Consider the following 13,454-nt stretch of genomic DNA (forward strand, 5'->3'; position numbering starts at 1 on the left):
AGAAGCTCCGCCAGCAGCGGGCTTGAATCAAGCTCTACTTTACTTGCTACCACCGGCAACGGTGCCAGCTGCGGCATCCATCTCGGCCTGGGCGCGGGCTGCAAACAGGGTTCCCGGCGGCGGCTGGCGGCTGAAGAAGGTATGCACGCCATCCAGCACCGCGCCGGCAATACGGCGCTGATAGGCCGGATCGATCAGGCGGCGCTCTTCATCCGGGTTGGAGATGAACGCGGTCTCGACCAGCATTGCCGGCATGTCGGAGGTGCGCAGTACGGCGAAGTTGGCCCGCTCAAGGTTCGGCTTGTGGTTGTTGCCGATACGCTTGAGGCCACCAAGCACATGCCCAGCCGCATCTTCGGACGCCTTCATGTTGCCGCTCTGGGCCAGATCCAGCAGCACGTTGGCCAAGGTGCCCTCGGTGCGGTTGAGGCTGACACCGCCAATCAGATCGGCCGAGTTTTCCTTGTCCGCCAGCCAACGCGCACGCTGCGAGGACGCGCCCTTGGTCGACAGCACATACACCGATGAACCCGTCGCTGAGCGGTTCTCGGCCGCATCGGCGTGGATCGAAATGAAGATATCGGCCTTGGCTGCACGCGCACGCTGGGCACGCATCGGCAGCGGAATGAACACGTCGGTGTCGCGGGTCAGGAACGCACGCAGGCCCGGGGTAGCATTGACCTGACGGGCCAGCTCACGCGCAACCGCCAGCGTTACGTCCTTCTCGCGCTTGCCGGTAGGCCCGACGGCACCCGGATCCTGGCCGCCATGGCCCGGATCGATGGCCACCACCAGGTTGCGCATGCCCGGCGCCATGCGAATTCGTGACGCGTCACTTGGCATGACCGGACGCGGCGAAGGCGTTTGCGCTGCAGCAACCGGTGCGGCGGCGGCAGGATTTGCCACGATCGGAGTCGGTACGCCGGTAGCAATGGTGGTGCGTACCGGCGTGCCTTGCCCATTGAGGATGGCTGCCGGCGAAGACGTCGATGCAGCTATCGGCGGATTGTCGGTGTTGGCGGCGACGGTCGTTGTGGCGACCGGGGCCGCTTGCACCGGCGCCGGCGGCGTGGCCGCCTGCTGGCGCACGGCAGCGGTCAATGCAGCCGTGGCACGGGCAGCTTCGGCACGGGCCTGCTCAGGATTCACAACAACTGCGGCAGCCGGCGGCACGCTTGCCGCTGGAGCAGTTGCGACGGGCGCGACGGCAGCAGTTGCACGCGGCGGGGTGTCACCCGGCCACTCGATCAGCAATTTGGATTCGGCGCCCTGCCCCTGCATCTGCGGCTTGAACGCAGCCACGGATTCGGCCAGGTCGAACACGATGCGGAAGGTGCCGGGGACCGGATTACCGGTGCGTACGGCAGTGACCACACCAACAGCCGCAGGCAACTTGAGGCCGCGCACGCCGGTGGAGTCAGGGAAATCGATGACCAGCCGGTTCGGACCGGCGAGGCTGATGGTCTTGTAGCTACCACCACCGGCCAACTGGATCTCGGCACGGGTACCGGTAGCGCCTGCGCTCAAACCGAGTCCACGGACCTCACCGGCCCACGCGGAAGCGCTGGCCAGGCAGAGGCCGGCGACGGCGACAGACAATGCGAACAGGCGGTTTCCCGTAGTCATGGGCGGATTCAATCACCGGATTTCGGTAATTGCAACATTTTTTCCCTTAATAATCCGCAACCTGCCGTAACTTCCTGTTGTTACAGGGCAGGAAGCCCCTGCAAGTGACCCGTTTTGCGCAGCCGCTGCAACCAGTCCTCACCCGTCGGGCTATGTGCCCGCAGGCTCGCCCGGCGACCGTGGCCGTCGATTTCCAGTGCCACCACCAGGTCCAACGGTGGCAGACCGCCGGCCCCGCGCTCGGGCCATTCGATCAGCCACAGGTCGGCACTGGCGTCGTCCAGACCGAGGAAATCCAGCTCGCCCGCATTGCCGATCCGGTACAGGTCCAGATGCCAGGCTTCGCCGCTGTCCAGCGGATAGCGTTCGATCAAGGTGTAGGTGGGGCTGCGGATCGGCCCCTGCACGCCCAGCGCGCGCAATAGCGCGCGGGCCAGGGTGGATTTTCCGGCGCCAAGATCACCTTGCAGGTGAACCACCGCCTGCGCGGGCCGGGTCTGTGCCAGGGCCTGACCCAGCAGGTCGGTGCTCTCGGCTTGGGGCAATGACAGTTCGATCATGGGAGACATTATGGATTGGCAAGGGTGCGCAGGTGCGGCAATAGATCGCGCGGCAACAGCCCGCGCTCACCTTCGCCTGCTGCGGCATCGCCAGCCAGGCTGTGCAGCAAGGCACCGGTGCTGGCGGCATCAAACAGTGGCAGGCCCTGCGCCAGCGACGCGGCAATGGCGCCGGTCAGCAGGTCGCCCATGCCACCAACCGCCATGCCCGGATTGCCGGCGGCAATGACCCGCGGCAGCTTTCCTGGCGCGGCAATCACGCTACCGGCGCCTTTCAGCACCACCACGGCCGCATAACGCGCCGCCAAGGCATGCGCGGCGGCGAAACGGTCACGCTGGATGCTGGCGGTATCGGTGCCGAGCAGGCGCGCGGCCTCGCCGGGATGCGGGGTGAGGATCGCCTGCGGAACGGGCCGGGGATCAGCGGCCAGCAGGTTCAAGCCGTCGGCATCAAGCACCAACGGCTTGCCACTGGCCAGTACCGCCGACCACAGCGCATGTGCCCAATCGTCCTGGCCCAGGCCCGGCCCCACTGCGATGACGCTGGCGCGCGCAAGCAGGGGCGCGAAGTCTTCCGAACTGTCTACGGCGTGCGCCATCGCTTCGGGGCAACGCGCGAGCAATGGCGCCACGTGCAAGGCGCGCGTTGCCACGCTGCACAGCCCGGCACCACTACGCAGCGCCGCTTCGGCGCTAAGCATCACCGCACCGCCGCTGCCATGGTTACCGCCCACACACAGCACGTGGCCGGATTCACCTTTGTGGGTATTGAGCCGCCGCGGCGGCAAAAACTGCAGCAACTGTGGCCGGGCCCAACGCAGCGCGCTTGCACTGACACCCTCAAACGCCGCGGCAGGCACCTCCAGATCGGCAAGCAGGCGCTGTCCCGCATGTTCCAGCGCTGCACCGGTGTGCAGGCCTTGATGGGGCACGATGAACTGCAGCACGCGTGCCGCACGCACCGCCGCGCCCGCCACGTTGCCGCTGAGCGCATCGACGCCGCTGGGCACATCCAGTGCAAATACCGGCGCCGACGCGGCATTGATTGCGGCGATAAGGGCCGCGTCATCGGCATCTGGCGCGCGGTTGAAGCCAATGCCGTACAGCGCATCGACGATCAGGTCGGCCTGCTGCAGGCATTCCATGGCGATCTCGACGTGACCACCCACGGCCAGATAATCGGTGCAGGCGCGTTGCGCCAAGGGCGTGCGCGGCGACGCAGCCTGCAGATGCAGAACGCTGACGTCGCGCCCGGACTGGCGGGCGTGACGGGCCAACACATAGCCATCGCCGCCGTTGTTACCCGGCCCGCAGACCACCACGATGCGCCGCGCCTGCGGCCAATACTGCAGCGCGGCCTGCCAGGCGGCGTGGCCAGCACGCTGCATCAGGACGTATGCGTCGCCACCCAGGGCAGCGCTTGCTTGCCCATCAATCTGCCGGGCAGCGGCGATATCGAACAGTTCGACGGGCTCTGACATGCAGGCAATTCTATACTTGCACCATGTCTGAAGCCGTTACCGCCGCAAATCCGGCGCAGTTGTCGCTGCGCATCCGCCAGCTTGCCCGTGAGGCAGGCTTCCAGCGCTGCGGGGTCAGCGGCATCGAGCTGGGCGAGGATGAGGCACACCTGGCCGATTGGCTGGGCAAGGGTCTGTACGGAACGATGGACTGGATGGCCCGCCACGGCACCCTCCGCGCACGCCCGAATGAACTGCTGCCAGGCACGCTGCGGGTGATTTCGGTCGGCATGGATTACGGCCCCAAGGAGGATGCCGAAGCCTGGGCGACCTTGAATGACAGCGAACGTGCCTATGTGGCGCGCTACGCGCTTGGCCGTGATTACCACAAGCTGATGCGCAACCGCCTGCAGAAACTGGCCGAGCGCATCGCCAGCGAAGTCGGTCAATTCGGCTACCGGGTCTTCGTCGACTCGGCGCCTGTGCTGGAGCGCGCCCTGGCGCGCAATGCCGGGCTGGGCTGGATCGGCAAGCACACCTGCCTGATCGACCGCAATGGTGGCTCCTGGTTCTTCATCGGTGAGATCTACGTCGACCTGCCGTTGCCGGTGGATGTGCCGGCCACCGCCCACTGCGGCAGCTGCACGCGCTGCATCGATGTCTGCCCCACCGCCGCCATCATTGCCCCGCATCGTCTGGACGCACGCCGCTGCATCTCCTATCTGACCATCGAGCACGAGGGCGCGATTCCGCTGGACATGCGTCCGCTGATGGGCAACCGCATCTATGGCTGCGATGACTGCCAACTGGTGTGCCCCTGGAACAAATTCGCCCAGCGCACCGACGAGCCGGACTTCCGCGCCCGCAACAACCTGGACACCGCCACCCTGCCCGAGCTGTTCGCCTGGGAAGAAGACGAATTCCTGCGCCGCACCGAAGGCAGCCCGATCCGCCGCAGCGGGCATGAGCGCTGGCTGCGCAATATCGCCGTGGCGCTGGGCAACGCAGCGCCCTCGGCTGCCGCGCAGAGCGCATTGCAAAGTCGCCAGACGCACGCTTCCGAAGTGGTGCGTGAGCATGTGCAGTGGGCCCTGCGGCGGCACGCTGATGCGGCGCAGAAGCCTTAGCACCACTCCCCTTGCGATGCCAGCACCATCACTCCCCACAATCGCCACAAGGAACGTGAATGAGCAACGAACTGTCAGCCGCTCCCTGCGCCATCGCGCCTGAGGACAAACGCCGCCAAGCCCAACTGGTCGGCGACGACCTGCTTCGCCACTATGGCAAGCGCAACTTCTACTCGGTACAACAGGTGCGCGACGCCAACCGCCGCAACAAGATCGACCTCGATCTCGCATGCTGGTCACATGCTCTGTTCAACACCCATTCCGACTTTGACCAGTTGCATGCAGCCAGTGGTGACGCCTGCGACTACGCCGCAATGAAAGCAGAGATGCTGCGCTCGATGGCCACCGACAGTAACGCGAGCTGGTTTGATTTCGACCTGTCCTGGCTGGAATTCCCCGACCTGGACGTCTCCCTCTTCGATTTCTTCGACTAAACCGGGCACTCCCGTAAGATAGCGGCCGACAGCCCGCCCATGCCTTGGCGCAGACGGGCGCCCTACCGGCACCGTAGTTCAATCATGACTTCCAACAACGAGATCCTCACTCCCAACCAGCTCAACACCTTGGCGCGCGATCTCCTTGAGAGCACGTTCCCGATGGTGTGGGTGGAAGGTGAGCTGGGCAGTGTCAGCCGGCCCGCCTCGGGGCACCTGTACTTCACCTTGAAGGACGCACGCGCGCAGGTGCGGGCGGCGATGTTCAAGCCCAAGAGCCAGTGGCTGAAATTCCTCCCGCGCGAAGGCATGCGCGTACTGGTACGCGGCCGCCTCACCCTGTACGAAGCACGCGGCGACTACCAGCTGATCCTCGATCACATGGAAGAAGCCGGCGAAGGCGCTTTGCGCCGCGCCTACGACGAACTCAAGGCCAGGCTCGAAGCCGAAGGCTTGTTTGATCCAGCACGCAAGCGGCCGATGCCGGCGCATGTGCGCCGCTTGGCGGTGATCACCTCGCCCAGCGGCGCAGCGGTACGCGACGTACTGAGCGTGCTGGAGCGCCGCTTCCCGATGCTGGAAGTCGAGCTGCTGCCGTCGCTGGTACAGGGTGCCACCGCTGCCCCGCAGATCACCTCACTGCTGCGCCAGGCCGACGCCAGCGGCCGTTACGACGTGATCCTGCTGACCCGTGGCGGCGGCTCACTGGAAGACCTGTGGGGCTTCAACGACGAACAGCTGACGCGTGCGGTGGCTGCCAGCAACACACCGGTAGTCTCCGCGGTAGGCCACGAAACCGACTTCAGCCTGACCGACTTTGCCGCCGACCTGCGCGCGCCGACGCCTTCGGTCGCGGCAGAACTGCTGGTGCCGGACCAACGCGACCTGGCCCTGCGTGTGCGCCGCCTCGCGCAACGCCTGAATCAGCTGCAGATACATGCGCTGGGCCAGGCCATGCAACGCGCGGATCGCGCAGCGCTGCGACTGCAGGCGCATAGCCCGCAGGCACGCCTGACCCTGCTGGAACATCGCCAGCAAGCTGCCTTCACGCGACTGCAATCGCAATGGCGGCAGCAACTGGAACGCCGCGGCGCGCGCCTGGCACATGCGGCAGCGGTGCTGCGCAGCACCCAGCCGCAGCGCCGCCTGGATGCCTTGGCAGCGAAGCTGGCCGCGCTGGCCCCGCGCGCAAACGCGGCGATGGGACGGCAACTGCAGCGCGACACCCTGCGCCTGCAAGGCCTGGCCCGCTCACTGGAAGCGGTCAGCCCACTGGCGACGGTGGCACGCGGCTACTCGATCCTTACCCGAACAGAGGATGGCGCGCTGGTTCGATCAGCCGACCAGGTCCAGCCCGGCGAACCGCTGCGCGCACGTTTGGCCGAAGGCGAACTGGAGGTGCGGGTCGAGCGGATCAACCGCGCCTCGACAGGCGACGCCACTCAGGGCTGAGCCTGCACCGCATCCCAGCGTTCCACGATGATCTGCGCCAACATGGCCGGATCACGGTCGAAGTGATGCCCACCGGGGCGCGCAACCACCTGCATGTGTGCGTCGCCCTGCAGGTCACGGCACAGGCTGTCTTTCTCGTCGACGCCGTAGATGCATTGATGCGCAACTGGCTGCAGCCCTGCCAACGCCGGTTGCACCGGCACTTCCTGCGCCCGGAACCAACCCAGCCAACCGCCCACCCGCACTTCGAAGTCCGCGCCGTGCGCCAACCCCAACAGCGACACCAGTCGCACCGGGCGACGCTGCTCTTCACTGAGCAGTGGATAGGCGAATGGCAGCACGTCCGCGCCAAACGAGTAACCGACCAAGGCCACATCATCTACCTGCCATCGCTGCCGATAGCTGCGCAATACGCTATCCAGGTCGCCCGCCACCTGCGCGGCAGTCCGCTGCTTCCAGAAGTAACGCAGGCTGTTCCAGCCGACGACTGAAATACCCCGCTGGTTGAGCGCATGCGCAAGCCCCTTGTCCAGATCGCGCCAGCCGCCATCACCCGACATCAGCACCACCAGCCGCTTGCTGCCCGTAACCGGCATCTCGACCAACGGCAGCGCGGCCACGCCTGGCGCTGGCGCCGTACCCAAGGCCGCCTGCACGGTAGCGGGCAATGCCGAGTCCGCAACATCCACGACCTGCACGGCCGTCGAGCCTCCACGACAGAGCCTGGCAGCAGCCGACACATCAGCACCCGTTACCAGCGCTGCAGCAAACTCGCCCGGTGCAGCGCCTGCAGCACTGTCACGGACCAGACCTGCGCTACTCCCCTGCCCCAGCAGTACCGGCAGGAAGAACTGCTCGGCGTGCGCACGTTTGAGCAGTTTCTGCGCAAGCAAAGCAGCGTCGTCAGCCATCGCCCGACAGCTGCCATTGCCGTTCTGCAGTTGCTGCCGGTAGCGCGCAGCGTCCACCACCGCCACCCAGGCACCGGCCTGCGCCAACTGCGTAGCCAGCTGCTTACGCTCTGCCTGCGGCACCGCAGGGTCCGCAAAATAGATGACCAGTCCGCGCGCCTCGGCAGGCGGCTGAACCACCTGCACGCGGCCATAGCGGCCAGCAGACAGGTGCTTGGCTTGTGCCGTCCAGGCGCAAGCAGCCAGCACCACGATCAGCAGCGCGCCCAATCCAAATCCTGTACCACGTCGCATCAGTTACCTCTGAACCACCACGGAAAACGCCGGCGAGCATCCGCCGGCGTTGGTTATGTCCATGTGCATGCCGTTGCCGCGCTGGTCAGCGCGCTGCCGCGCCCGCCGTGCAATAGCGCTGCCGGTACTCCATCGCCTTCGGCATCAGCGCCTGCAGGTTCTGGATGCGGGTGCCGGGATTGGGGTGGGTGGAGGAGAACTCCGGCGGCGCCTGGCCGCCACTGGCCTGGCTCATGCGCTGCCACAGCGGCACTGCCTCTTCCGGGTTGAAACAGGCTGCTGCAGCCAGCATCAGCCCGACTTCATCGGCCTGGGTTTCGTGCGAACGCGCGTAGGGCAGCAGATAGCCGTAGCCCATCGCCGACATCATCATCTGTTGCTGCTGCACATCCATGCCACTGGCGGCGCCGGCCATCTGCCCGATCTGGGTCAGCTTCTGCTGGGCCATGCGCTGGGCACCGTGGCGCAGCAAGGCGTGGGCGATTTCGTGCCCCATCACCACTGCCAGCGCATCGGCGTTCTGTGCGACCGGAATCAAGCCGGTATACACCGCCATCTTGCCGCCGGGCAGGCAGAACGCATTGGCCTCATCGGACTGCAGCACGTTCACGTCCCACTCGAAATCCTTGGCGAAGTGCTGTGGCTGCAAGCCATGCTCCTGCGCCAAGGAGGTCTCCACCACGTCGACCTTGGCGATCAGGCGGCTGGCGATCTCGCGCACCTGGCGGGCAATCTGCGAATTGGGGTCGACCGGCCGCTCCTGCGCCAGGATCTCCTGGTAGGCCTGCAGGCCCATCGCCTTCTCTTCGCTGGCATTGAGCGAGCTGTCGATCAGCACCTTCTCGCCGGTATACGGGTCCACCGAGCGATTGCCGAAGTAATAGCAGCCGCCATAGACCGCGAAGCCCAGCAGGACCACCCAGCGGATATTCCCGAACAGGCCGCCACCACGCCGACGTTGGCCGCCATTGCCTTGGTTACCGAAAGGATCTTGTCGCATGGTTGGATTCCGTCTTGGCCGGGCTGGCCGTGGCCGATGGTAACGCCAGCGGTTCCCGAAATCATAAGTTGCCCGCTGCTGACAACCTGTGATGGGAAGCAAACCAGATAGGCCCGCCCCGGTCGCGTTCCTGGCCCCAAGGCACACTGGCTCTGGCTTCGGTGCTACCTGCCCGTCCAGACCAGACCGGTCGGCACTTCGAGCCTGCCACCCGGGACGCCGATCGCCATCGATGACCGGACAAAAAACTGCCGGCGTACGTGCCGGCAGTTTCGCTGCTTGCAGAGCCGAGCAGCCGTAGCGTCAGAACGGCAGCTCGATCCGTGCGTTGATCAGCTGACTGTAGCCATCGCTGTTGTTCAAGGTCGCATCGTAATCGAGTGAAATGGCCATCCCGTTATGCAGGAACAAGCCGCCACCGATTCCGAGCACGACCTGGTTGCGCTCGGCCTGTACCGGCCGGACCGAGTAGATTGGCCCGACGCCGGTAAGGTCGGCATACCCCAGACGGGCGTTGTCGGCTCCCTCAAAGTAGTGCCGGTACTCCAGGCGCATCCGCGGAATCAGATTGCCGAGCCGGGTCCTGAACAGCAGCTCCCCACGCATGCCCAGTGCCCCGGTCGTCATCCGGACCGCCTGCTCGTCATAGCGCAGCGCACTGAAGCCGCTCGCCGATTCGGTATAGGCATCCAGCTGAGCATTCATCACATCCAAACGTGCATACGGCGACACCATCCAGGTGTTGTGGCGGGCTTCATAGCCTGTTGCCAACGAACCGAACGCCTGGTTGCCTTTGCGCTTCCCATGGGCGAACCCGTGCGTGTCGGTGATATAGCGCTTCAGGTCGAAATCGAGCGCGCCATAGCCCACCACGCCATCGACGAACCAGTTTTCCGCCGGACGCAGGCTTCCGTAGAGCGCCATGATGCGCGTGGTGCCGGTGCTGCTGGAGCCATTGCTGCCAACGTCGCTGACATCGCGTGCATAACCGACACCCGCGCCGAGCGATGCCCAGCCATTGAAGCGATAGTCCGCCCCCAGGCTGATGCCATCGGTCTGGAAGCGGAACTTGGACTGGTTGGTTGCGGCGTCGCGCTGCCCGAGTTCGATGCGTCCATCGATCCAGAAGCCAAACGCACGGAGCTGGCTATCGGCGTCAGCTCCCTCCAGCGCACAGCGCTGTGCTCTGGCACGGTCGTCAGCCGTGGCAGCGAGCAGCCGCTGTTCGTCCATGCCGTTGTCGTTTCGACGCATGTTCTGGCTGCTCGGTGTAGCCCCGGATGGCGTAAAGCTCATGCCAAGGCCGTTCGCGCTCACAGTCAGATTGGAGTCCGAGCCCGCCCAGCCGGTGCCGTGCAAGCGCTCAAGCCGACGGTTGAAGTTGCCAAGTTGAGCCGTGGCAAAACGGCGGACGGCATCTGCCTGTGCAGCTACCAGACCGGTGACCTCCGGATCCCGGGAAACATCCAGTCGCGCATTGACGGTGACCGTTACCGTGCCCTGGGTGGTGCCATAGGCGTTGCTCAGGCTGTATACGATGCTTGTACTGCCCACGAACGTCGGCGTCGGCGTGTAGACGATGTCGAGCCCGTGCACAGCGGTCTTGCCATCGCCCGATGGTGAGATCAAGACCAGTGCAGTGAAAGGACCACCGCTCGCCCGGGATGCAACATCAATGGTAATTGGCACACCCGACGCGGTCGCTACATTCAATGGTGTGAGCGATGGCGCCGGCGGATTCACCTGCAGTTTCACCGTTGCTGGCGCGGAGGTGCCACCAGCATTGGTCACCGTATAGCTGAAGCTATCCGTGCCACTGTAGCCGGCGGCAGGCGTGTAAGTGATGGTCGTGCCGGCGATGGTCGCAGTGCCATGAGCCGGGCTGGTGGATACGGCCAGGCTATCCGGCGCCCCGCCGCTGATGACTGGTGCCAGGTCAATCGGTGTCGCTGCATCGAAGGCCACGCTCACGCTCTTGGCACCCGCTACCGGAGCCTGCGGATTGATCGTCAGGTTGACGACCGCCGGTGCGGACGTCCCGCCTGCATTGGTCGCCGTGTAGCTGAAGCTGTCCGTGCCACTGTAGCTGGCAGTTGGCGTATAGGTGACCGTCGTACCAGAGACCGAGGTTGTGCCATGTGCAGGGTGCGTGGACACGCTGAGGTTGCCCGGTGTGCCACCACTGATGACCGACGCCAGATCGATCTGGGTGACAGCGTCATAAGCGATCGTCACGCTCTTGCCACCCGCCACCGGGACCTGCGGATTGATCATCAGGCTTACTATCGCCGCCGATGAGCCACTGACGTTGGTCGCGGTATAGCTGAAGCTGTCGCTGCCCGAGTAACCCGGCGCTGGCGTATATGTTGCGACAGCGCCGCTGATCACCACGCTGCCATGCGCTGGCAGCGCACTGACGACCACGCTGCTGGCCACGCCGCCAGTCATTACTGCTGCCAGATCAATCGACGTCGCGGTATTCCACGGCACGGTCGTGCTGGTTGCTCCGGCAACAGGTGCCTGAGGATTTGTCACTACGGTGAAAGCGCGAGTACTGGTGAAACCGTTGTAATCGGTCGCCGTGATGGTAAACGAGAAACTGCCCTGGCCGGTCGGCGTACCGCCCAACGTGCCATTCGCGGTGTTCAAGGTCAGGCCCGTCGGCAGGCTGCCGGCACTGACGTTGTAGCCGTAGGGCGCCACACCACCACTGGCGCTAACGCTCTGGCTGTAGCCCGTGCCCATGACCGCATTGGGCAGCGTCGCCGGTGACACGGTGATCGTCGGTGCCGCGATCATCAGCGTATAGGTGCCGGTTTGCAGTGCCGGGCCGGCGCCGGTCGTGCTGTCGGTGGCGGTGATCTGGAACACCACGATGCCAGCCGACATCGGCGTGCCGGACAAGGTGCCGGTGGCGGTGTTGTACGACAGGCCGCTCGGCAAACTGCCGGCCGTGATCGTCATTGCGGCAAAGTGGTACGGCGCAAGGCCCCCACTGGCGACAAAAGTCTGGCTGAAGGCGCTGCCTGCATTGCCGGTGAAGCTGTTGCCACTGCTCGGGCTGAGACTCAGCGTCGGCACGCCAAGGCTGAGCGTGTAGGCCCGGCTGCCCGTATAGGGGGTGCCTGAGCTGCTATCAGTCGCCGTCACGGTGAAGTTGAAGGTGCCACCGGCAGTAGGCGTACCCGACAATATGCCGTTGGACCCCAGCGTCAAACCCGTCGGCAAGGCGCCCGAAGTCACCGCATACCCGTACGGGGCAACGCCGCCCGAAGCAGTGACTGTGCTGCTGTACGCCGTACCGACACTGGCCGCTGGCAGGCTGACTGGGGTAAGGGAAATGGTCGGTGCGTTGACGGTCAACGTGTACATCTGGTTGGCGCTGAATGGCGCGCCGGTACCGGTGCTGCTGTCGGTCGCTCCAATAGTGATGTTGAACGTGCCCCCACCCGTTGCGGTGCCCGAAAGCATACCGTTCGACGCCAGCGTCAAGCCTGGCGGCAAAGCGCCAGAGCGCAGGCTGAAGCTGTACGGCGCGGTTCCCCCGCTGGCTGAGATCGAGCTGCTGTACGCCACACCAACGGAGGCTGCCGACAGACCGCCCGGATTGATCGAGATCGTCGGCACAGCAACCGTCAGCGTCAACGTGCCGCTGGTGGTACTGAACGGACCAGTGCCGGAACTGCTGTCGGTGGCCTTTACGGTGAAGTTGAAGCTGCCAGCCCCGCTAGGCGTGCCTGACAAGCTACCGTTGCTGCCAAGGGTAACGCCGGCAGGCAACGCCCCGGACGCCAGCACGTAGGTATATGGTGCCGTGCCGCCGCTGGCACCTGCCACCGTATTGCTATAGCTGACCCCGACTTGGGCGGCGCCAGGTGAAGCTGGAGCGAAATTGACAGTCGCAGCACTTACCGTGATCGTAACCGTCGCCGGCGATGATGTTCCCGAGCCATTGGTCGCGGTATAGGTGAAAGAGTCGGAACCCGAGTACGACGCCGTCGGCGTGTAGGTGATTGCAGTACCACTGGCGCTGGCCGTGCCGTGCGTGGCACCGGAACCGATCGCCACACTGCTCGGTGCTCCACCGGTGATACTCAGGGTGATCGGATTGCTGCTGCTGCCATGGGCTACGGTCGCACTGACGGGGTTGGCAACGGGCGCTGCAGCGACGTAAGTAAACTGGTCCGCGCCACTGGTAGCACTGGTACCGCCGGCCGTCGTCACCGTGATATCCACCGTTCCTGCCGCGCCGGCAGGCGATGTCGCGCTGATCGATGTCGCGCTGTTGACGGTATACGAAGCGCTGGTAGCGCCGAACCTGACTGCAGTTGCGCCTGCAAAGTTGGTACCGGTGATCGTCACGCTGGTGCCGCCGCTCACGCCACCCGCGCTCGGGGAGACTGAAGACACGGTTGGCGGAGCGACGTAAGTAAACTGGTCCGCGCCACTGGTAGCACTGGTACCGCCGGCCGTCGTCACCGTGATATCTACCGTTCCTGCCGCGCCGGCAGGCGATGTCGCGCTGATCGATGTCGCGCTGTTGACGGTATACGAAGCGTTGGTGGCGCCGAATCTGACCGCAGTCGCGCC

9 protein-coding genes and 1 pseudogene are annotated in these 13,454 nt (G+C 65.1%); 3 read left to right on the plus strand and 7 right to left on the minus strand.

Features of this window, described 5'->3' with window-relative positions; all coding sequences use genetic code 11:
• Positions 1-39: 39 nt before the first annotated feature.
• The 3 genes from ACVOLV_RS08625 to ACVOLV_RS08635 form a co-directional block, all read right to left on the minus strand.
• Positions 40-1,626, minus strand: a complete 1,587-nt coding sequence (locus tag ACVOLV_RS08625) for an N-acetylmuramoyl-L-alanine amidase (RefSeq protein ID WP_481554022.1) — start codon at positions 1,624-1,626, stop codon at positions 40-42.
• Between the two features lie 80 nt (positions 1,627-1,706).
• Complete coding sequence (tsaE, locus tag ACVOLV_RS08630) at positions 1,707-2,186, minus strand: tRNA (adenosine(37)-N6)-threonylcarbamoyltransferase complex ATPase subunit type 1 TsaE (protein WP_481554023.1); 480 nt, start codon at positions 2,184-2,186, stop codon at positions 1,707-1,709.
• An 8-nt stretch (positions 2,187-2,194) separates the two neighbouring features.
• Positions 2,195-3,667, minus strand: a complete 1,473-nt coding sequence (locus ACVOLV_RS08635; protein ID WP_481554024.1) for an NAD(P)H-hydrate dehydratase — start codon at positions 3,665-3,667, stop codon at positions 2,195-2,197.
• Between the two features lie 23 nt (positions 3,668-3,690).
• Here ACVOLV_RS08635 and queG point away from each other — a divergent pair, with 23 nt between their 5' ends.
• The 3 genes from queG (at position 3,691) to xseA (ending at position 6,659) form a co-directional block, all read left to right on the plus strand.
• Positions 3,691-4,773: a tRNA epoxyqueuosine(34) reductase QueG gene (queG, locus tag ACVOLV_RS08640; protein ID WP_481554025.1), complete on the plus strand. Its 1,083-nt coding sequence runs from the start codon at positions 3,691-3,693 to the stop codon at positions 4,771-4,773.
• A gap of 59 nt (positions 4,774-4,832) precedes the next feature.
• The gene (locus ACVOLV_RS08645) at positions 4,833-5,207 is read left to right on the plus strand and encodes a DUF6559 family protein (RefSeq protein ID WP_481554026.1); all 375 of its coding nucleotides are present in this window, start codon (positions 4,833-4,835) and stop codon (positions 5,205-5,207) included.
• An 84-nt stretch (positions 5,208-5,291) separates the two neighbouring features.
• Positions 5,292-6,659: an exodeoxyribonuclease VII large subunit gene (gene xseA / locus ACVOLV_RS08650; RefSeq protein ID WP_481554027.1), complete on the plus strand. Its 1,368-nt coding sequence runs from the start codon at positions 5,292-5,294 to the stop codon at positions 6,657-6,659.
• On the opposite strand, the gene ACVOLV_RS08655 is transcribed toward xseA, so the two are convergent.
• From ACVOLV_RS08655 to ACVOLV_RS08670, 4 genes and pseudogenes are all read right to left on the minus strand, one after another.
• Positions 6,650-7,864 carry a virulence factor family protein gene (locus tag ACVOLV_RS08655; protein ID WP_481554028.1) on the minus strand — a complete coding sequence of 405 codons (1,215 nt, stop codon included), beginning with the start codon at positions 7,862-7,864 and terminating at the stop codon, positions 6,650-6,652. The genes xseA and ACVOLV_RS08655 overlap by 10 nt on opposite strands.
• 85 nt (positions 7,865-7,949) lie before the next feature.
• Positions 7,950-8,864, minus strand: coding sequence for a M48 family metallopeptidase (locus tag ACVOLV_RS08660; RefSeq protein WP_481554029.1), 915 nt, complete (start codon positions 8,862-8,864; stop codon positions 7,950-7,952).
• Positions 8,865-9,167: 303 nt separating this feature from the next.
• Entirely contained in the window at positions 9,168-13,274 is a 4,107-nt protein-coding gene (locus ACVOLV_RS08665) for an Ig-like domain-containing protein (RefSeq protein WP_481554030.1), read from the minus strand.
• 27 nt (positions 13,275-13,301) lie between these two features.
• Positions 13,302-13,454: pseudogene (locus ACVOLV_RS08670) on the minus strand (IPT/TIG domain-containing protein); the annotation flags it as partial.

The sequence above is a fragment of the Stenotrophomonas sp. STEN023 genome (genome assembly GCF_056760135.1).

Coding starts and splice junctions, on each gene's coding strand:
- ACVOLV_RS08660 (WP_481554029.1), bottom strand. CDS start 8,864: ATGCGACAAGATCCTTTCGGTAACCAAGGCAATGGCGGCCAACGTCGG.
- ACVOLV_RS08655 (WP_481554028.1), bottom strand. CDS start 7,864: ATGCGACGTGGTACAGGATTTGGATTGGGCGCGCTGCTGATCGTGGTG.
- ACVOLV_RS08645 (WP_481554026.1), top strand. CDS start 4,833: ATGAGCAACGAACTGTCAGCCGCTCCCTGCGCCATCGCGCCTGAGGAC.
- ACVOLV_RS08625 (WP_481554022.1), bottom strand. CDS start 1,626: ATGACTACGGGAAACCGCCTGTTCGCATTGTCTGTCGCCGTCGCCGGC.
- xseA (WP_481554027.1), top strand. CDS start 5,292: ATGACTTCCAACAACGAGATCCTCACTCCCAACCAGCTCAACACCTTG.
- ACVOLV_RS08635 (WP_481554024.1), bottom strand. CDS start 3,667: ATGTCAGAGCCCGTCGAACTGTTCGATATCGCCGCTGCCCGGCAGATT.
- tsaE (WP_481554023.1), bottom strand. CDS start 2,186: ATGATCGAACTGTCATTGCCCCAAGCCGAGAGCACCGACCTGCTGGGT.
- queG (WP_481554025.1), top strand. CDS start 3,691: ATGTCTGAAGCCGTTACCGCCGCAAATCCGGCGCAGTTGTCGCTGCGC.